The organism is Saccharospirillum sp., from assembly GCF_039982735.1.
Lineage (GTDB): Bacteria > Pseudomonadota > Gammaproteobacteria > Pseudomonadales > Natronospirillaceae > Saccharospirillum.
On sequence record NZ_JBDWXV010000003.1, the window covers coordinates 386,348 to 407,863 of the forward strand.

Sequence of the window (21,516 nt, forward strand, 5' to 3'; positions counted from 1 at the left end):
GTACGAACCCGACCTGACTCAGGTCTTTCAATGCAGCCAATGACAGGCCGCATTGATCAAAAATTGGCTAACCCTTTGATTTACGGTAAACTAAAGGGCTATTTGCCTTCGCATGATCCACTACTGAACTTACAGGGTTTCTATGGCTGAAAAATCTCAGCAACAGTCGCGCCTCAAGGAATTGATCGCCCGCGGTAAAGAGCAGGGCTATCTGACCTACGCCGAGGTGAACGACCATCTTCCGGAAGAGATTAACTCGCCGGACCAGGTGGAAGACATCATTGCGATGATCAACGACATCGGCATCAAAGTGTTTGAATCGGCCCCGGACGCCGAGCAGCTGATGATGACCGATGAAAGCAGCACCGACGACGATGACGCCACCGAGGAAGCCGCGGCGGCGCTGGCGGCGGTCGAAACCGACACGGGCCGCACTACCGACCCTGTGCGCATGTACATGCGTGAAATGGGCACGGTCGAATTGCTGACCCGCGAAGGCGAGATCGTTATAGCCAAGCGCATCGAGGAAGGCACCCGTGAAGTCATGCAGGCCATGGCCTATTTCCCGGGTGTTGTCGAAAACATTCTGGCAGCCTATGCCCATACTCAGACTGAAGACGGCGGTCGCCTGTCCGACATCCTGACCAGCTTTCAGGACCCGGACGAAGCCGACCCGTCTCCCGCGGCCGACTCGCCAGATGCCATCATTGAAGCGAAAGCCGACGATGACGACAGTTCCGACGACGATGACGACGATTCCGACGACGATGAGAATGAAGGCGGCCCGGATCCGGAACTCGCCCGCGAGCGTTTTACGCTGCTGGCCGAGCAACTCGAAACCGCTACCAAGGTGATTGAGAAGAAAGGTCGCTACAGCAAAGAAGCGACCGACGCACTCGACGCCATGGGCATGACGTTCTCCTGCTTCAAGCTGGCTCCGCGTCAGTTTGAAGAGTCGCTGGTGATCATCAAGAAGACCGTCGATGAGATTCGTAACCAGGAACGCAAGCTGCTGAACATCTGTGTGCGCCACTTGAACATGCCGCGCAAAGAGTTCATCAAGATGTTCGTCGGTCACGAGACCGAAGAAGAGTGGCTGAATAATCTGCTTGAAGACAGCCGGTTCGCCGAAGAAGCCTTCCGCTTTGACGTTGAATTGCGCCGCGCCCAGCGCAAGCTGCGCAATGTGCAGAAAAACAGCCAGATCGCTCTGGGTGAGATCAAGGACATTCACCGCCGCATTTCCATCGGTGAAGCTCGTGCGCGTCGTGCCAAGAAAGAAATGGTCGAAGCCAACCTGCGCCTGGTGATCTCGATCGCCAAGAAGTACACCAACCGTGGTCTCCAGTTCCTCGATCTGATTCAGGAAGGCAACATTGGCCTGATGAAGGCGGTCGACAAGTTCGAGTACCGTCGTGGCTACAAGTTCTCGACCTACGCGACCTGGTGGATTCGTCAGGCGATTACCCGGTCGATTGCCGACCAGGCTCGCACGATCCGGATTCCGGTGCACATGATAGAGACCATCAACAAGCTCAACCGTATTTCCCGCCAGATGCTGCAGGAAATGGGGCGCGAGCCGACGCCGGAAGAACTGGCGGAACGGATGGACATGCCGGAAGACAAGATCCGCAAGGTGTTGAAGATCTCCAAAGAGCCGATTTCGCTGGAAACGCCGATTGGCGACGACGAAGACAGCTCGCTGGGCGATTTCATCGAAGACAACACCATGGAAATGCCGATCGATTCGGCCACCGTCACCGGCCTGCGCGAATCGACCCGTGAAGTTCTGGCGGGGCTGACCGCGCGCGAAGCCAAGGTGCTGCGCATGCGTTTTGGCATCGACATGAACACCGACCACACCCTCGAAGAGGTCGGCAAACAGTTCGACGTGACCCGCGAGCGGATTCGTCAAATAGAGGCCAAGGCGTTGCGCAAATTGCGCCACCCAACGCGCAGCGATCACCTGCGCAGCTTCCTCGACGACTGATCGACCACGTTCGACTGAAAAACCGCGCCCCGGCGCGGTTTTTTTATGGCACCAACCGTGTAACCAGGTTTAGGAGTTCGGTTTTACTATTTTGCCAATCGTCCGTGTCAGGCACCGGGTGTGCCTCTACGGGGTCGGCGTAAACCCATCTATGGGGCCTAGACCGCAACATCCATGTTGCGGACTCCCCCGGAGAGGCACACCCGGTACCTGACACTCTGTTGGGTACAAACCCCAATACTTGGTCATACCCACTGGCCAACGCAATTACCGACAGGTTCGCGCCATTCAGCCATTGCGGTACACTTGGGCTTCAGGCACAACAACGATAAAACCCCATGCCGCTTACTGCATCCCTTCAGGCGTTACGAAAACGCAGCCAACCTAGTCGCTGGGTTAAGTCGCTGCCATTCTGGCTGATTGTCGGGCTGGGATTGGTTCTGGTGGTGCTGGTATTGGCTCAGCGTAGCCTAATGCAATTGGACATTGCCCAGGCTTCAGAACGCGCGCAGCAGCGGCTCGGCGCCTTTGAGACCTCGTTGTCGGCGTCTATCGACCGGCATTTGTACCTGCCCCATATTCTGGCGAACGACCCGCGTATTGTTAATGCACTGGCACAACGGGACCCGCAGCAACCGGCCATCGAGAATTCAACACAAACCTCTATTTTACTGCGCACCATCAAGCGCCAGGCCGGCGCCGATGAGATCTTTCTGATGGACCCCGATGGGATGACTCAGTGGTCCAGCAATTTCGAGACTGAATTCAGCTTTGTGGGCTCCAACTATGCCTTCAGACCCTATTTTCGCGATGCGATTAACGGCAAACCAGGCTTCTATTTCGCGGTAGGCGCTACCTCGGGCATTCCGGGTCTGTTTTTATCGGCTCCGGTGCGAGCCAGCGACGATTCGATCCTGGGCGTCATCGTGGTCAAGATCAATCTGCAACCTCTGGAACAGAGCTGGCAGGCCTCCGGCGACAGTGTCTGGGTGACCGATCAGGAAGGCATCATTTTTCTGTCGTCGGCGCCGCGCTGGCATTACTTCGCCACCCGCCCGCTGAGCGAGGTCCATCAGGATCAGCTCGCCCGTACCCGGCAATTCGGGCAAGACCCGGTGAAACAATTGCAACCGGTTACGGAATGGCAGTCGGAGCGCTGGTCTACGTTTGATCTTGGAAACGATGGAACCCAGCTGGTTTTTGCCTCAAATATCGATGATTACCCCTGGCAAATGCACCTGCGTGAGCCCCTGGCCGAGGCTCAGGCCCGGGTTCGTGCCCGCCAAAGCCTGGTGCTGATCGGCTACGCTACTCTGGCCGGTGCCCTGCTCTATTACCGCGAGCGTCGGCGTCGCACTGAGGCCCAGCGCGCCATAAGCCGGCTGACGGCCGAGCGCGAGCACCATCAGCGCGCCATTATTCAGAATACCGAAGCCGGACTGCTGAATCTGGACGATCAGTTCCGTCCTTTGTTCATCAATGAGCAAGCTCGCCGACTGTTCGCTTTGTCGGAAAACGATTTGAATCACCGGCCAGGCCAGTTATTGACACCCTGGCAACCCGGTCAATTCGGTCAGGCAACCGTACGCGCTGAGGGCCTGCGTACCGACGGCAGCCGCTTTCCAGTACTCTACACCCTGAACCCGATTCGGGTAGGTTCGGCGCGGGAATACATCGTCACGGTACAAGACATCACGGAGCTGACGGCCACGCAGCAAGCCCTGGAAGAAGCCAACATGGCGCTGGAGCAGCGCGTGGAAGAACGCACTCGGGATTTGCAACAGGCTCAGGCAGCGCTCGCCCAGAACCAGAAGTTGGCGGCCCTGGGTCGTATGTCATCCGCCATTGCCCACGAACTGAACCAACCCATCACGGCGCTGTCGAACTACGCCGCCAGCAGCCATCTATTGCTGCAACGCGGCAAACTCGAGGCTGTTGGCACCAACCTCGGCAAAATTGAAGACCTGGTCACCCGGTTATCGAATCTGTCGCGCCAGTTACGCATCTTCTCCGGCAAGCGCAACACCGGGGCTACACCGGTCACCCTGGAAGGGCCGATACGCTACGCGCTGGAACTGCTGAGGCCGCGACTGTTAGCCGCCGACATTGACTGCCAGCTCTCGATACAGTCTGATCGTCTGGTACAGGCCAATACCATGATGCTGGAGCAGATTGTGGTGAACCTGATCAGCAACGCGATCGACGCACTGGCTGAGGCCAGGCAACGACGCATTGTCATTACTCTGGAGCATGCCGCCCTGGCTTCACCGCTATCTGGTGACGAAACGCCGCTCACGCTGTCAATTCGCGATACCGGCCCCGGTATCCCTGCCGACAAGCTGGTGCATATCTTTGAACCTTTCTACACCACCAAAGCCGTTGGCGATGGCATGGGGCTTGGCCTCGCGATCAGTTACAATCTGGCGAGCGATCTGGGTGCGGAGCTGACGGTCGACAGTCAGCAAGGGCACGGTACCGTCTTCCATCTTAGCTTTGCGCACTCCATTAGCCCCGCAGTATTGCAATCCGAGGCAACCAAATGATTTCCGACACTACGGCCGTCATCATCGACGATGACCCTGAGGTTCTTGCCTCACTGGAACAATGGCTGGATCTGGCTGACGTGCAGGTTCATACCTTTGCCAGTGCCGATGCTGCGCTGCCGCTGCTGACTCCCGATTTCGGCGGAGTCGTGGTCAGCGACATCCGTATGCCGGGCATGGACGGCATGAGCCTGCTCAAGGCAGTCGATCCGTCGATCCCGGTGATACTGATTACCGGCCATGGTGGCATCGCCCAGGCGGTGGAAGCGATGAAACTCGGTGCCTTCGACTTTATTGAAAAACCCTACAAGCCAGACCGGTTGATCGACATGATTCAGCGGGCCAGCGAGCAACGCCGGGTGCACCTGGCGACCCAGCCCCATCATACCCAGGCCGACAACGACGAACTGGCCGACACCATCATTGGTGATTCCGACCCGATACGCACCCTGCGTCAGCACATTCAGGCGCTGGCCCGGGTCAACGCCGATGTGATCATCTCCGGCGAAACCGGCACAGGCAAAGAACTGGTCGCGCGCAGCCTGCACCGGCTCAGCATTCGCCAGCAAGCACCCTTCGTCGCCATCAACGTGGCGGCCATTCCCGAGAACCTGCTCGAAAGTGAACTCTTTGGCCACGAAGCCGGCGCCTTCACCGGTGCCCAGAAACAGCGCAAGGGCATATTCGAAGCTGCCCATAAGGGCACGCTGTTTCTCGATGAAATTGAAAGCATGCCGATGGCGTTCCAGATCAAGCTGTTGCGCGTACTGCAGGAACGCGAAGTCGTGCGCGTTGGCTCACACACACCGATTCCCTTCAATGTGCGCATCCTCAGTGCCACCAAGGAAGACCTGCGCCAGGCGGCCAACGAAGGCCGCTTTCGAGAAGACCTGTATTACCGGCTGATGGTCGCCGAGATACAACTGCCCCCCTTGCGCGAGCGCCCGCGCGACATTCCCGTGTTGTTCAGCCACTTCATGCAAGACGCCAGCGAACAGAACCAGATACCCGTGCCGGAACTCAGCTACGACGACCTGGTCGCCCTGGAACTGCACGACTGGCCCGGCAATGTGCGCGAACTGAGGCACACGGCCGAACGCTACCTGCTGACGCGCAGCTTTAATCAGGTATCGGTATCCGAGCTGCTGCAATTGGGCTCCAGTAACCGGGGCAATGCGCACAGCGGCGAAGGGTCCCTCTCGGCCCGGCTCGAACAGGTCGAAAAAGCGCTGATCAGCGCCGAACTGAGCCACCACCAGGGAAACATCAAGGCAGTGATGGAGGTTCTCGACCTGCCGCGCCGCACCCTGAACCAGAAAATGCAGAAATACGGGCTCAAACGCGAAGCCTTCACCCACTGAATTTAACAAAGCCGACTCGATATGACCGCCCTGTTCGATGCCCTGCAAAACCGACGTTCCACTCGCCGCTTCCTCGACAGACCCATCGACAAAGCGACCCTGGAACGCATTCTGACCAGCGCCCGGCGTGCACCCAGCGGCGCCAACCTGCAACCTGGCTTCGCCTATTTGCTCGCTGGCGAGCCACTGACCCAGCTCAGTGTCCGCCTCTGCGAGGCTTTCGAACAGTCCGACACCCGACCGGAAGAATACGACTACTTCCCCCAACCCATGCCCGCCTACCTGAAAGCCCGCCAGCGAGAAGTCGGTTACGCCCTCTACAATAGCCTGGGCATCGCCCGCCGCGACATCCCCGGCCGCCTGGCCCAACACCGGCGCAACTTTCACTTCTTCGACGCCCCGGTCGGCCTGGTCATCACCATCGAGCGCGCCATGGGCAAAGGCTGCTACATGGATCTCGGCATGTTCATCCAGTCAATCTTCCTCGCCGCCAAAGGCGAAGGCGTCGACAGCTGCGGCATCGGTGCCCTGGCCAGCTACCCACACATCATTCGCGAGCAACTCGCCCTCCCCGACAACGAAGTCGTTGTCTGCGGCATGGCCCTCGGCTATGGCGACCCGTCAGCACCCGAGAACCAATTCGAAACGCCTCGCGCTCCGCTTGACGAATATGCGCGGTTTCTTGGGTTCTGAGGGTTTTCGTTTTCGGCTACGGTTGAATTTACAGGTGGCATGAGTTCGGGCTACAGGGCGGTTCTACGCCGAGCGAGTGTCGCACCACCCAGATATGCTTACCCAGTGGCCAACACGAGCGACTGCCACAAATCCAAACTAAGCCTCCAGGACAATCGCACTGGCCAACCCACCTGCAGCGGCAATGGCCGCCAAGGCCAGGCTACCTTTGGGGGCCAGCGCCATCTCGTGATAGGCACGAACCGCCAGTATCGCGCCCGAGGCACCGATGGGGTGGCCACGGGCAAGGGCACCGCCGCCCTGATTTAGTTTGTCGAGTGGCAAACCCAGCTGGTTGGCATTGACGAGGGCTTGCACGGCGTAGGCTTCCATCAGTTCAATGCGGTGGAAGTGGTCGGCCCTTAGACCGTTGCGTTCAAACAACCGCTGTACGACGGGCACAATAGCCCAGGGTGGCGAGTCTGCGGGGCCACCGCCGCTGATGTCGGTTACCCAGCGCATAGCGCGGGTACCGGCGGGTAATTTTGCCAGCATGCGTTCGCTGACCAGCAGGCATAGGGCGGCTGCATCGGCCTGCAAGGCTGTGCCTGCGACGTTGACAGCACTTGTTTGCCATTGGGCGACCTTGGGCGTGCGGTTGGCCAGACGCTCCGACAGCCGCCGGGTGGCGGCATCTACGCTCAAGCCAGACAACGGTAAGCATTCGTTGGTTAGCCGGTCTTGCGCCACCAGCGCCTTGGCGTGGCTATCGATGGCCCAGCCGTTTTGCTGATCGAGGCTGATGCCGAATTCATGCGCCAGGCGGGCGGCGCTGTCGGCCATATCCGGGTCGCGGTCTGGCCAGGGGGTGAAGGCCGGGCGTTCATAGAAATCGGGCGAATCGTCTTTGTTTATTGGGCGATGGGCACGCAGAGCCCGGCGACTGGTGCTTTCCACGCCTCCAGCGAGTACCACCTCCGCCTGGCCGCTGGCGATGGCCTGGGCACCCAGACGCAGACTGTCGAGGCCCGAGCAGCACTGGGTATCGATGGTCAGGCCCGGAACCGATTCCGGTAGGCCAGCGGCCAGCGCAATCAACCGGGCCGGGTTGCCGCCACCGAAGAGCGCATTGCCAAGTATCACCTGATCGATCTGCTGCGGGCTCAGCCCCGATTGCGCCAACACTGCCTGAATAACCGGCACGGCCAGGTCGCTGACACCCAGCGTTTTAAACGCCCCGTTGACCGGGGCGACAGGCGTTCGGCGGGCAGCAACCAGATACACCGGGTTCATGAGGGTATCGCCTTGTCCGGGCCGGTACCTGCCTGTACCACCGTTAGCCAGCGCTCCAGTGCGACGAAGTCCGTCTTGCCACTTTGGGTCATCGGCCACTGCTCCAGAAAATACCAGGCCTTCGGTATCTGAGAGATGGGAAAACGCTGCCGGCAATGCTGACGCAACGACTCCGCCGACGCTTTGGCATCATCAGCCTGAACCACCGCCGCGATCTTGTGCCCGCGCAAGGCATCGGGCAACCCCAGCAGGGCGGCTTGGGTCACCTCCGGGTGCTGCAAAAGCCAGGCTTCTACCTCTTCCGGATAGAGGTTCAGGCCACTGCTGACGATCATGCGTTTCTCGCGGCCAACCAGATAGAGATACCCCTGCTCATCCAGATAGCCATGATCACCGACCGTTAACCAGTCGCCTTCGCGGGCAATTTCATCGCCGCCACCGCACTCATAGCCATCAAACACCAGTGCACTGCGCACCCAGATCCGACCGCGCTCTCCGGTTGTCAGCGGGGTTTGGGCCGAAGGGCCAATGCGTACCTCAACACCGGGCACCGGGCGGCCAACCGAGCCCTCGGGAGCCCTGGTCTCATCGTTATGCAGGGCGATAAAGCTCATTTCTGAGGTGCCGTAAAATTCCGTTAGCCCGGCATTCGGAAACGGCTGACGCAGGGCCTGGCGGGTATCGTCGGGCCACTTTGCCCCGCTGATGATCAAATGACGCAGTTCCGGCAAGGCTGGCAGCGCATCTCGCTGAGCCGTTTGCAGCAGCAATTTGATCTGCGTCGGCGTGCCATAGAGTGCCGTAACACCCTGTTCGCCGAGCGCCTGAAGCACGGTTCGAGGCCGGAAGCGAGGCACCAGAACGACCCCAATACCGGCCTGCAATGCCTGAATAACGCCATAGAGATGCAGCGACGTAGCCAGACTGCCTGGTGCCATTACCCGGTCGCCCGGTTGCAAGTCGAACAACCTATTGCTCAGCTCGAAACTGGCCAGCCAGGAAGCGTGGCTGCGGCGGTACCCCTTGGGAATGCCCGTCGAACCCGAGGTGAAGCCCACATAGAAGGCCTGGTCCGGCGTCGGTTCCGGGGTGGGAACTGGCTTTTGTTCGGAGTTTTCCAGCAATAACATCAGCTGGGTATTATCCAGAACCCGGACTGGCCGGGTCTGGCGGTCGATTTCCGCACGTTGCGCATCGGGCCAGCCGGTATCCAGCACCAGGGCCCGGTTGCCCGAGCGGCTTACGGCCAGAAACGCCAGAATGAGCAGCAGCGGGTCTGACACATCCAGTGCAATGGCCCGGTTGACGCCCAACTCAGTGTGCAGCCTGCCAGCGAGCTGTTCTACCTGACGGTGCAAATCCGACCAGCACAGACACTGAGCCTGGCATTGCAGTGCCACGACGGTGGGTTGCTCAACCGCCCAGCGTGCCAGCGTCGCCCCGACAAAACGCTCGTCAGCAGTGGCCGCCGTATCATCCCGCATGGTGTTCATCCCACCGCGTTTCAGCCATGCAGCGCATTAATCCATCCTTTCCGTTAAAAAATCACACTCGCTACTTTACCAGAATAACCCAGCTGTCTGAGCGTCCCGAGTTTGACCGGCATCCCACCCTGACTCATTGGAGGTTGCCCGCTTGCCTGGCCCCCCTATACTGACTTGGCGGTCAATTTATGGCTCAACTGTCATTAAACCGCCGTGTTACAACAATAAAGTGATGATGCTCGATTTTACTGTCGAACCTGCAAAAAAGGACTCATGCCATGAATAAACTGCTACTGGGCCTCGGAACCGTTGGCCTGGGCGCCACGGCGCTGGCCGCGGCCACAGCCTCAGCCGCCACCGTCGAATTGCGCCTGATGGAAACCACCGACCTCCACATGCACATCGTCGATTACGATTACTACACCGACAGCCAGAACGTTACCGTCGGGCTTGCCCGAACCGCCGCCCTGATCAACGCCGCCCGCAACGAACGTGGCAACAGCGTACTGGTCGATAACGGCGACCTGATTCAAGGCAACCCACTGGGCGACTTCGTCGCCAAAGGCGACGTGCTTCGCTTCGGCGAAACCCACCCCGCCTACAAGGCTATGAACCTGTTGGATTACGATGTCGGCAACATCGGCAACCACGAATTCAATTTTGGGTTGGATTTCCTGATCAAGGCGTTAAACGGAGCCAATTTTCCCTACATTTCATCGAACGTCATGGTTGACCTGGGTGACGGTAGTGATCAGCCCTACTTCCAGCCCTACCTGATTCAGGAAAAAACCGTCATCGACAACGCGGGCCAGCCGCACGAACTGAGCATTGGCTACATCGGTTTCGTACCACCGCAAATCATGAACTGGGATAAAGACAACCTCGAAGGCCTGGTCGTCGCCCACGACATGGTCGAAACGGCTGAACGCTTTGTCCCGCAGATGAAAGCCGAGGGCGCCGACATCATCGTCGCCATCCCCCACAGTGGCTTGTCGGATGCGGCCCGCCAGGGTATGGACGAGAACGCCACCTGGCACCTGGCCCAGGTAGAGGGCATTGATGCCATTATGTTCGGCCACGCCCATTCGGTGTTTCCGGGCAGCCCGGCTTACGACAATATGGACAACGTCGACAACGAGACCGGAACCATCTTCGGAGTGCCGGCCGTTATGCCCGGGTTCTGGGGCAGCCATCTGGGCATCATCGACCTGACGCTCGAGGGCGAAGCCGGCAACTGGCACGTCGCTGGCAGCCGCAGTGAAGCACGGCCCATTTTCAGCCGTGAGGATGGTGAGACCGTTGCACTGGTCGAACCGGTTCAATCCATTCTGGATGCGGTCGACAGCGACCACCAGGCCACGCTCGACTACATGGCCCAGCGCGTTGGCGAAACCACAGCCAGCATCAACAGCTACTTTGCCGTGGTACAGGATGACCCTTCGGTTCAGGTGGTGAACAACGCCCAGACCTGGTACGTCGAAAATATTGTTCGCGGAACCGAACTCGAAGAACTACCAATTCTGTCAGCAGCGGCTCCTTTTAAAGCCGGTGGCCGGGGTGGCCCGGATTACTACACCGATGTACCGGCCGGTGACATTGCGCTGAAAAACGTCGCGGACCTCTACATCTACCCGAATGACCTGAAAGTGGTGAAACTGACCGGAGAACAGGTCATCGAATGGCTGGAGCGGTCTGCTGGCCAGTTCAATACCATCGACCCGGATGCCCGCGATGCACAACCGCTGGTCGACGACAGCTTCCCGACCTACAACTTTGATGTGATCGATGGCATCAGCTACCGCATTGATGTGACCGTGCCACCGCGCTACAACAACGATGGCGAAGTGGTAAACGACCAGCACCGCATCGTTGATGTTCAGTTCGAAGGCGAGCCCATCAACCCGGATCAGGCGTTCCTGATCGCCACCAACAACTATCGCGCCGGAGGCGGTGGCAGCTTCCCCGGCCTGGATGGCAGCACCATCGTCATCGACGCACCGGATAAAAACCGCGATGTAATCGCCAACTATTTATTGTCGCAGGGCACCTTCAACCCCTCAGCCGATGACAACTGGCAGTTTGCCGGCTGGGGCGACGCGGAGGTAATGTTCAAAACCTCTCCCAAAGCCGAGGCACTGGCGAGTGACAACATGGAAACCGGAGAACTTGATGACGCCGGCTTCCAGGTGTTTACCTTTAACTGATCACACACTCTAGGATGCAGGTGCCACTTCGGTACCTGCAGTCGGGCAGGGACGCCCAACATCATGAAACAAATTAAGTCACTCACTCCCCTGGGCATCCACTAGCCACACCGCCCGCGTTGGTGGTTTGACGACACCCAGTTATTAGAGATGTCGGTCACAAATCTCGTATTCACCCCCGCAAAAGGCGCTTAATTCACCCGCCAAGCATTCTCAATGCGCCTCAGGTTGGCTACCCTCGCCCTCCTTGGTCACTGTGGTCGATGGTTTGTACAACGGGAGCATTTGTACGTCAGCCATCACAAAACCAGACCCATCATTCGGCCAACAGATTCAGTCAACAGGGAGCTACTATGACTGCACCTCGTTCCATTGCACCCACATTGCACACCGGGCACTCTGCGCGAGTCGTAGACCGGCTTGAAGCCACCGTACTGGAAACCCATGAAAGCCGGTGCACACAGCTGTCCATCAACGGGCAAACGGTAGCGGTTCCACCCGAGAAAGCCGGTCGTAACCTGGTTCGTGTTGATGACCTCGTCATGGCCGACCTGATGGACGACGGCACCGCCAGAGTCGCTTACGTCGTCTCAACCGGTAACAACGAATTCATTCCTCATATCAGTACCCTGGGTGATGTGGCCCAGTGGGTATTGCCCGAACACATTGCCCGTTTACTGACTGAAGTTGGCGGCAGCACCGTGGAAATAGGCCAGCAAGGGGTTGATGTGAAAGCCCCGCGAGCCACGGTTACCGCAGAAACCCAACTGGCGCTTAACGGCAAGAACATCCGTACCGAAGCAGAAGAACTCTGTGTAGTCCAGGGAAGAGAAATTCATCTTAACTAAACCGTCAGGGATACGACTTCATGGACACTGCGCACCTCGCCTGGGCACAAGCACAGCTTAAAACCCGAGAGTTGTGGTTAACGCAGAGAAAACACTGCGAATATGACCTGCTGCTTGGCATTGAGCAAAAACTCTATGGCCACCTCTGTTACCTTCAGGAAGCCATCACCGAGCCAGACCTGAGCGACGACGAGAACCGGGCACTCAATCTCTGCATTTTTGCGTTCCGCCCCGATTTCCGTGAAGCCCCCGATCACCTGGCCGCTCAATTACTGGAAACCGGCGTGGAACCCTGGCTGGAAGACTTGCAAACCGCCATCGACATTACCGGTGCTCAGAACTGGCAACCCCTGTTGCACACGCTGATTGGGCAGACCGATCTTACCGACCCCACGCACTGGTGGCTAAAAAGCAGACTGCACGACGTGCCGCCGGCCGTCGATTCCGACGTTTCTCATGTTTCGTGGTCACAGGCCATACCGGGGCAAATTCCCTGCCTGGTTAAAAGTCGAGCCTGGCAGTCCGACACCGTATTCGATACCTGGATCGCCGAAGCCCGGGACAGCGTTCAGAACGAAGACCGGCAGGAAGACTTACACTGGCTGGCGCTCGGGTTATTGGCCACCGACAAGCAGCCGGCAGCCATCGATTTGATTCAACGGTGGATCACGGCCAGTCCGGGTTCCCGGTACGCCTGGCGCACCGCGGCAGCCAGCGGAGCAAGCGAATTCATCCAGCCCTTGCAACAAGCCGTGCTGGACGAACACATCCCCCCGTTCTGGCTGGTGGTTCACGGCGATGCCGCCCACCTCGACTTTTGCATTGACCTGCTTGCCAAACCCCACACCAACCCTTTGGCCGAACGGGCCTGGTACGGTTTCACGGGCGAACGGCTTCCCCGGGTGCCCGCCATTACGCTGGGTACCAAAGAAAAAGGCGACCGGCTGGCCGATGCCAACACAGCTCGCCAATGGCTGGATGTAAACCAGCCTACGGGACGCCTTTGCCTGGGCCACAACCATTCAGGCCGGCCCTTCAGGCCACAACTGGGGCGCTTTTTCGGTGCCGATACCGAACCCGTTACCTCCGCAATCTGGCTGGATACCCAGGGAAGCACCCTGCTTAGCCCCACCGAATGTCACTGGCAACGTGCGCAGCGCCTGCAAGAGGTCCGAGCATGATCCAGCTTCAACCCCACCCCTTCTACCAACAGGAACTGACCTCCGGCTGGACAGCCCAGGGCGAGCCAGCCACCATCTTTATTGCCAAGGCCAGTTACCAGTACGAACTGGACGGGAAGGTTGAACCACTGCCAGAAAGCGAGCCGCTGGCTCAGTCTTACGACTACCCGGGGGACGACCCCGAGCAGCACGGGCCCTCGAGTTGTAGGGAGACCGTGCCCTTCAAGCACGGCTCGGAAATCCTGTTGTTTGCCACCGCCCACTGCGGCACTGCGCGAGCCGGCTTCAACGTAGAAGCCAGTCTGAGCACTGAAAACGGCATTCACTGGCGAAAAAAACTTTCCGTTGTGGGGCCAAGAACCTGGAAAAGCACCTTGTTCAGCACGGCATTCACCGAACCGACCCCCATCACCGAACTGCCCATTCGCTACGAATACGCCTATGGCGGCTGCAATGCAAAGCAAGAAAACGACGCCTATACCGCCAACCCGGTAGGGCTCGGCTACCTGGGGGAAGGCCTGAAAAAAAACGAGATTGACGGTGCCCCCCTACCCCAGATTGAACACCCCCGGCACCCGATGAAAAAACCGTCGGAACGAAAAGAACCTCAGGGGTATGGCCCGATTCCCTCACACTGGCACCCCCGAAACGAGGCGTTCAAATCGCTCGACGAAGGCAAGGCCGCCGCTCGCCAATACCCGTTCAGCGGCCCACTGCCCGATACCGCTTACCACAGCGCCCCCCGGGACCAGTGGTTCGACAGCCCCCTGCACGGCAAGGCACACCTGACCTTAACCGGTCTGACCAAAGACCTGCCCGAGCATCACCCACTGTCTATTCACTGGACAATCCCCAGCCTAACGCTGCGCTGGAAAACGCGAACGGCCGAAGAGCCCATCACGCTGCAGGCCGACACCTTGCTCGTCGACACTCAAAAGCGGCACCTGCACCTCTTGTACCGCAAGGCCTTCACCCAGTTGCCCAAACGCTTAATGGCAGAAATTCACCTGGCTGAAACCTCTGCCACCCCGGAGGCCACCGATGGATGAACTGCAATGGACGGTAAAAGCAGCCAGCGCCTACACCCAGGGTGGCCAAACACCGGCCACCATTTACGCGACGGTGGTAACCCGTCAGAGCGATATTCACCAGCCTGGCCTGAATGAAAGCGAGAGCCTGACGGTTAGGATGGACGACCTCGACTTGCCCTGTTACACCCTCCCGGCCGACGGTGACTACGATATCGACAGTCGCGCACGTAGCGCCCGTTTAGCCGCCAAAGCCCTGGCGGAGCTCTGGAACCGGCATGGTCCCATTCCCCCCAGAACGGCCATGGTGTGCAGCCTAAACCGGGAAGACTGGGGTTCACACCCAGCCGACGTTTTTCAGGATCTGCTGGTCAATAATTTTATGGCGTTGGGCGACCCGGCCCTCGTCGACTGGTGCAGCCTATGCACCGTCTATCAAATGGACGAACCGGAAGACCGGGCGCAGATTGCGGCAGAGACGTCACTGGTCTGGCTCAGTACCGATTCGCTCATTAACCAGGCCACCCTCGACCGGCTCGGCGACCGGGTGGCCATAAAACACTTTTCAGATGGCCTGATACTGGGCGAAGCCGCCACCGCCCTATGGTTGACCCGTGATGCTTCCAGCGGCACCGCCCGCCTAACCCTGTACCCGGAACCGCTGGCCAATCTGACCGCGAGCGGCACCAGGCTGGCCGCCGTTCAACCTTATCGCCACGGGCTGGTCACTCACCTCGACCAAAGCCTCGATCAACAGGCGCACTGGCACCAGTGGCTGGGCGATTTTGAACCGGCCAGCGAATTCGACGGACTGCAACATATCTCACTTTCAATTGGGTTTGGTTATGTCGGTGCCGCAGGCCCGGGCCTGGCCGTGGTGTGTGCGCTGGGGCGCCGGCAAATGCCCTGCCCACCCGTTGACACTCAATGGCTGTTTCACCAGTCGCCGGACCAGCGATACACCCTGCTGAAACTCGATTCCCTTACTAGCACCGCAACACCCGCCGCCCAACCGAAGCAAGGAGGTCTCAGTGGCTAACAACGTATTGATCAATGGACGTAGCGCCGTTCATGCAGGCTCCCAGGGAACGCTCAACACCGTCGACGTCTGCCTGACCCCCAGCGGGAATTCCGTGGTACCGATACCCTACCCAAACGTTGCGCGTTCGGCCGATGCGGACAAAACCGCTGGCAGCGTGTATGTAAACGGCAACCCCATGTGCCATATCAAATCCGTCTTTAAAAAAAGCACCGGTGATCAGCCCGGCCGACGCAAGGGAGTAGTGTCCGGTAAAATCAAAGGCGAAGCGTCTTTTGTTTCTGCCTCGGCCAATGTTTTTGCCGAAGGCCAGGCCGTTACCCGAGCGCTGGACATGATGGTCTCCAACAATAAGAACACCCCACCGTCCCCGCTGATGCAGCCAGTCGGCATGCCACCCCTGCCAACCCGCCCAACGGCACCGCATGAACTGGAACCCGAAGGGCCAGACCGCATCAACGCCATCATTCAGGGCGACCCCGGCGAAGGCATGGGCGTTCTGATTGGGGAAAGCGACGACTGATCGGCCGAAGGCCATTGAACCGAACCACTCAGTAAGGAGTGACCCCTGGCAAAAAGCCGGGGGCATCGCACGCAAGGAGTTACCACATGACTGCAGCCAGCATCGCCCTACCCGGCCACCCCGACGGCCCGAATAATGCAGAACGCCAACGGGAGCTGATTATTGAGAACTTTACCCCCGGGCGAAAGCGGCTGTCGCTCATGCTGACCGACGACCATCACGACTACTACAAAATTCCGCTCGGCTACGACGAAACCACCGCCTTTGACCAGGAGATGTGCAAGCCTGCGCTCAAACTGGTCCCTGTGACCTTTCTGAGGAACATACCCGATGAAGGCCTGGGCCCCTTACGCGAAGGCTGGGTATACATCTACGTTAACGGCTACCTATGGCGGGAAGCCCGGTACGATACTGACTGCCACATGTTGATTGACGTAAACCTGAGTTATGAGAAAGGCCTGGATCGCCGTCGCGCCACCGTGCAAAAAGACAGCACCCTGGTACTCCCCTGGAATATGAACGGCAGCGAAAGCATCGTCGAAATCGCCTTCTCCGAAGAACAATGGAGCTGGGAGCGAATCGACCAGCTCGGTGGGGTAGACCCGGAAGACCCACGCCAATGGCTGGGCGAACGCGTAGAATCGGCCTACAGCACAGACTACACAGCCAAGGCCCGCACCGCCCGGTTAATGCCCGTTGATCTCAGCGCGGCCGAATCCAACTTTGAAGACATGCCAGAAGACAGCAACATCCGCCTGGTAACCAACGAAGAACTCGCCCCGAGACGCCGGCACTACAACACCAAATTCGACAAAGGCATTGCCAGCGTGATTCTGCCAGATGTGATTGGTGATGCGCGGTATTTTGCCAATACCCAATCCGATATGATCGACTTGCTTGATGCCACAGTTACCACCATGCTTCAGGCTGACCACCAATACCCGAGAGAGTGGACAATCGACCGCATCGCCGAAGACCGGATGGACCACATACAAAGCGTGGCCGACAGCCGCTTGGCTGCCCTCTTTAACACTCAGTTTTTCGCCCCGATTGATCAGCAATTAAAACAACCAGATCTCACCGAGAAAGAGCGTGAAGTGCTTGAACAGAGGGTGGAGGATCGTGAAGAGCTGGACCAGAAAGCCATGGAAGAGCAGCTCAACAAAGAAGGCTGTGAGCAGATTATCCAAAGCGCACTGGACTACCGCAGAGACCTCATAGACCTGATGGACACACCGGCCTTCCTAGCCGCCATGGATGACTACCATACCCTGGAGAACGCCCACTGGTTTCTACTGCCCGAACTCATGGGGCAACTGATCGCTCGCTTCAATCAACCAGTGGCCAACGCCTACAAAGATCTCTTTTTCAACTTGGACGACTACGCTCTCTATCTGGATCGGGATCAGGGAGCGGACTTCCTGTTACGCCTTACCGGTGGTCACCAATACAAAGCCCAACACTCTCTGGCTGACATCCTGTTCCCAAAAAGCGGGCCAGACCCGGAAAACCCGCTCAGCATCAGCGAGACCGAGCCTAGCCTTGAGGCCCGACTTCTAAACCCGGTAAAAATAAGGCGCATCATTGAAGGATTGAACAGCAACGACAACGCCCACTGGCCACCTATTATAATAGATGGAACCTCTGTGGATATACATGAGTTCGTCGCTCAAGCCATCCACACCTTCACACTGGCTTTGACCATGTTGCCTGCCCCAATAGAGACAGAAGACAACGGGGATGCCTCTGCACTGATTCAATCCTGGCGATTCTCCGGGCATACTGCCCATGCCTTTGGCGCCAAGGTTACAGAAAATGCACATGAAGGGGTGCGCTCCACACAGCAAATGGAACAAAGTCAAGGCGAACATAGAAGTGAGTTGGCTACAGAAAGAGCAGAGTATGATGAACTCAGAGGCCGACGGGATGAACTGAGCACCCAACAGGCAGAGCAGACATCAACGCTGCAGCAAAAAGAACAATTCCTGGAAGAAGCCCGAGCCAGAAAACAGGAATTGACGCTCGAAAAACAGAACATACTGCAAAACCAAAGTGAACTCGGAAAACAGATGGAGAGCTTCGGTCTGGTATCTCGAATCGACCAGATTGATGTGGAACTGTCCGACCTTGAACAGTACATGGAGGAGGCTGTAGAAGAAAGAGCCCAATTGCAGCTACAACGCACCCAAGTAACAGACGCGTTGGCCAACATTGAAACCAACCTTAACGGAATGCGAGCCTCGGGCACAGTACTAAGCGGCGGCACGCTCAAACACAACACCAAAGTCGTGAACCTGTATTCGTTGTTGGCCGGGGAGCACTTACAAGCACTGAAAGTCACCCACGATGACCTGCTGAACGACCGCCTTCCCGAAGGCCATGTCGCTATGACAGCCGCAGGTCGAATGCAACGCATGAAAACCACTCTGGCGACAGCGAAACACATAAAAAACCATCAGGGGCCCTGGGTAAACTTCGAACTGGGGCCAGATAAAAAAGTACGAGTACCTGCCGACCTAGCGCTGGAGAATACTCAGCAGTTGCACCAGTACCTTTCAACCTACATGCACAGCGCGCTCGATACCGCTGAGGTTCGCAACGCGAACAAAATCGTCCAGATCGTATTTACTCAGGAAGCAACCAGCCTGGCCCGCTCAGCAGCTGAGGTGAAAGTTATTGACAACGCTAACCGCCTGCTGTTGGCAGACGTGATTCAACAAGCCGCTAACGATGCCGAACAATACATTCAGCGCACGAGTCAAGATGTCTACGAGTATGAACAAAAAACCTTCAAAACCAGTGCAGAAGCAGTAGAACTGGCTAAGATAATGAAGGACGCTGAAACCAAGATAACAAGCCTGGAGACCACAATCGAAGGCTACGAAAAATCTCTAACCAGCGGCCAACCTCAACTGCATTTTGCCCAGCGAATGGACCGATTGTTCTTGTTGAACGGGGCCATGGTAGCGTTTGAGGCGTTTAATTTGGCGAGTGTAGCGAATAGGTTGATGAGCGATTTTGGAAATACCAGAGCCAGGATTGACATGGCAAGCGCTCTAACTGACTTCGCTGCAACAATCGCAACATCGTACCAATATGTATTTGAGAGCAAGTATGGGACGACCAAACAGATTAGTAGCCGACTGAAAGATATAGCCAAAGAAGAGTTTGTGCGCTCCTGGCCAGTTAATGAAAATGTAAAGTATAAGAGCATTAGACTAAGCAGAATGGTCACAGTGCTCAATGTAGTATCGGGCGCCCTAAGCTCATTACTCTCATCTATCGACGCTTACAACCGATGGGTATTGGGAGACAAAGATGCTGCCTTGGCATATGGAATGACAGCCGTTGGTTTTGCATTTACCGCAGTGGCCGCAATATCGAGCTTATCTACAGCTGCACTGTTTACAATGAACATTGCCGGATTCGCACTAATCGCAATTGGTTTTGTCCTGGTTTATTTCTGGACAGATACTCCAACGGAAACACTCCTCAAAAATAGCCCTTTTGGTAGAGAGGTTAAATCACGTTTTGGAGGTGGTGGATTCTTGCAAGATGAAAGCTACCAACATTGGAATAGCCGTCGCGACCTTGCCTACCATGAGTGCGCCAGTTTCTTTCTGCAACCCAGAGTCCAGTTTTCGGAAACCTGGGTAGAACATGATGAATTTTGCGAGTTAATAACACAAACTCCAGGCTTGATGGCTAACGGAACCTATCATATTGAAGTTCAAGCATGGCATTCAGAGAATAAACACTGGGTAACCATCACACTTTTAAGTAACGACCCAAAAGCGAAGGCTAATGCACATCCCGGAAATATACAGATAATGGCAGATGGTTTCACTCACAAAATCCGAATTCATCGCGACCTAATTAAAAGCTTTGGAGTAAACCCTAGCTTTGGCATTGGTTATACCTCCACTGAGACAAAGATTCGGGTGAGAGTAAAAACTTACCCTAAAGGCGAAGCAAGTCGATTATTCCCGGGTGCAATTACTCCTTTCGTACTACCCGCACCAGTGCGGAATAATCTTGGGCAACCTGTTGTTAAAGAGAACATAGTGGATGAAAAAACAGCCGAAGAAAATTCTTGGCTGGTGGCCGAAGGATCAGTTGTCCACAGTTTTCGCGTAGTCATTACCCCAACATAAGGTTAGAAAACAATGATATTTAGGGTTGAAGAACTATTAATGGGAAAAATAAAGTACCGCTACCCTGACTGGAGTTGTACTAAAGAATTGACAAAGAACACCCGCCCGGTTCGTCGGGCCAAGTGGCTGAGGCCAGATCTGGTGAAACCTCAATCAGTCTATAGTTTTCATACGCCTTTCTATACGAAAACAGATGGAAAGCAATGGGTTATACAATCGGACTCTTCTGTTGGCTGGATAAGAACAATAGGGTTTATATCTACTTTTTTCTTACTGATATTCCTGTTTTTCGGATTAGTTCCGCTCCCAAACGACGGAACTACATTTTTTTTAAGCATGGCGGGGCTAACCTTTTTACTTGTCTCGTTTTCAATGTATAAATCTAGAACTAGTGGGGAAGATATCTGGGTGGTTTTTGATAGAACCACCGGAAATGTTTGCTTTTGGAAAAAAAACAAAAAGCACTCCCTTACTGTGCCTTTCGAAAAAGTAAAGTGTTACTGGAACTCAAAATACATGCGCGGCGGCCCTGTCAGTTCATTCTTCCTGATGCCTGAAGTCAATCTACTCAACGAACGAAATCGACTCTGGAAGGTACACTTTGGGTTCGCACCTCAATACGAACAAGCCCAGTTCTTTTGGCGCGTACTGACAGACTTTATGGACCAAAGTCGACCTATACCCGAAGTACCAGGGCTGATCCATCAGGTTCGTTTTGTCGAGAAAAACGGCTATACCATAGAAGATCTGACAGAAGATGGAATCGAAATGACCGAGGCAGATTTCAACGAAGTAGCCGAGGAAATCCAGAATGATATGGCGGCATTGGATACAAGGCTAAGACGAATGATAAAACCCGATCAGTTCAGTGCCGATAGACTGATTGAGTTCTATGAAGCCTGCCCTATCTATGCCAGAGAAGACGTTTTACGGACTATCATAGTAAAGTTACGGCGATGGGTTAAGTTTCTAAAAGGCGAAGATCGTATGATGGACCCGGCCTATAGAGAGTTCTTCACCATGAAAGAGTACGAGGCGGAAATGGACAAGCTTGCAGATTTCTTTTTCAAAATTGACAAAGAACGTCGGGAGGCAATCCGGTGATCTGCTTACTTGAGTCAACTACCAATCAAACGTTTAGGCATATTTCATTGAAAAAATAGACAGGATATCACCGACTTAGCTTAAGCCATCGA

14 protein-coding genes are annotated in these 21,516 nt (G+C 56.5%); 12 read left to right on the top strand and 2 right to left on the bottom strand.

Annotation, left to right across the window (positions count from 1 at the left end):
• Positions 1-142 precede the first annotated feature (142 nt).
• The 4 genes from rpoD (at position 143) to ABJT94_RS03115 (ending at position 6,587) form a co-directional block, all read left to right on the top strand.
• Positions 143-1,990: an RNA polymerase sigma factor RpoD gene (gene rpoD, locus ABJT94_RS03100; RefSeq protein WP_348477614.1), complete on the top strand. Its 1,848-nt coding sequence runs from the start codon at positions 143-145 to the stop codon at positions 1,988-1,990.
• Positions 1,991-2,328: 338 nt separating this feature from the next.
• Entirely contained in the window at positions 2,329-4,533 is a 2,205-nt protein-coding gene (locus ABJT94_RS03105; protein WP_348477615.1) for an ATP-binding protein, read from the top strand.
• Positions 4,530-5,894 carry a sigma-54 dependent transcriptional regulator gene (locus ABJT94_RS03110; RefSeq protein WP_348477616.1) on the top strand — a complete coding sequence of 455 codons (1,365 nt, stop codon included), beginning with the start codon at positions 4,530-4,532 and terminating at the stop codon, positions 5,892-5,894. Before ABJT94_RS03105 ends, ABJT94_RS03110 begins: the two co-directional genes overlap by 4 nt.
• Before the next feature lie 21 nt (positions 5,895-5,915).
• Positions 5,916-6,587: a nitroreductase gene (locus tag ABJT94_RS03115; protein WP_348477617.1), complete on the top strand. Its 672-nt coding sequence runs from the start codon at positions 5,916-5,918 to the stop codon at positions 6,585-6,587.
• A gap of 138 nt (positions 6,588-6,725) precedes the next feature.
• Here the strand turns inward: ABJT94_RS03115 and ABJT94_RS03120 are convergent, their stop codons facing one another.
• Both ABJT94_RS03120 and ABJT94_RS03125 read right to left on the bottom strand, forming a co-directional pair.
• Entirely contained in the window at positions 6,726-7,859 is a 1,134-nt protein-coding gene (locus tag ABJT94_RS03120) for a thiolase family protein (RefSeq protein ID WP_348477618.1), read from the bottom strand.
• Positions 7,856-9,343, bottom strand: a complete 1,488-nt coding sequence (locus ABJT94_RS03125; protein WP_348477619.1) for an AMP-binding protein — start codon at positions 9,341-9,343, stop codon at positions 7,856-7,858. The genes ABJT94_RS03120 and ABJT94_RS03125 overlap by 4 nt, the downstream gene beginning before the upstream one ends.
• A 278-nt stretch (positions 9,344-9,621) precedes the next feature.
• Here ABJT94_RS03125 and ABJT94_RS03130 point away from each other — a divergent pair, with 278 nt between their 5' ends.
• The 8 genes from ABJT94_RS03130 to ABJT94_RS03165 all read left to right on the top strand — a co-directional run bounded on the left by ABJT94_RS03130 (position 9,622) and on the right by ABJT94_RS03165 (position 21,424).
• On the top strand, positions 9,622-11,547 hold the full coding sequence (locus ABJT94_RS03130) for a bifunctional 2',3'-cyclic-nucleotide 2'-phosphodiesterase/3'-nucleotidase (RefSeq protein ID WP_348477620.1): 1,926 nt from the start codon (positions 9,622-9,624) through the stop codon (positions 11,545-11,547).
• Positions 11,548-11,900: 353 nt separating this feature from the next.
• Positions 11,901-12,395, top strand: a complete 495-nt coding sequence (locus ABJT94_RS03135) for a hypothetical protein (RefSeq protein ID WP_348477621.1) — start codon at positions 11,901-11,903, stop codon at positions 12,393-12,395.
• Positions 12,396-12,415: 20 nt separating this feature from the next.
• Entirely contained in the window at positions 12,416-13,576 is a 1,161-nt protein-coding gene (locus ABJT94_RS03140) for a hypothetical protein (RefSeq protein WP_348477622.1), read from the top strand.
• A complete protein-coding gene (locus tag ABJT94_RS03145) occupies positions 13,573-14,625 on the top strand; it encodes a DUF2169 domain-containing protein (RefSeq protein WP_348477623.1) in 1,053 nt (350 codons plus the stop codon). The genes ABJT94_RS03140 and ABJT94_RS03145 overlap by 4 nt, the downstream gene beginning before the upstream one ends.
• Complete coding sequence (locus ABJT94_RS03150) at positions 14,618-15,643, top strand: hypothetical protein (RefSeq protein ID WP_348477624.1); 1,026 nt, start codon at positions 14,618-14,620, stop codon at positions 15,641-15,643. The genes ABJT94_RS03145 and ABJT94_RS03150 overlap by 8 nt, the downstream gene beginning before the upstream one ends.
• Positions 15,636-16,166 (top strand): DUF4150 domain-containing protein, encoded by a 531-nt coding sequence (locus tag ABJT94_RS03155; RefSeq protein ID WP_127556192.1) that lies wholly within the window; start codon positions 15,636-15,638, stop codon positions 16,164-16,166. The genes ABJT94_RS03150 and ABJT94_RS03155 overlap by 8 nt, the downstream gene beginning before the upstream one ends.
• An 86-nt stretch (positions 16,167-16,252) precedes the next feature.
• Positions 16,253-20,320, top strand: coding sequence for a hypothetical protein (locus ABJT94_RS03160; protein ID WP_348477625.1), 4,068 nt, complete (start codon positions 16,253-16,255; stop codon positions 20,318-20,320).
• A 39-nt stretch (positions 20,321-20,359) separates the two neighbouring features.
• On the top strand, positions 20,360-21,424 hold the full coding sequence (locus tag ABJT94_RS03165) for a hypothetical protein (RefSeq protein ID WP_348483218.1): 1,065 nt from the start codon (positions 20,360-20,362) through the stop codon (positions 21,422-21,424).
• Positions 21,425-21,516: the final 92 nt, after the last annotated feature.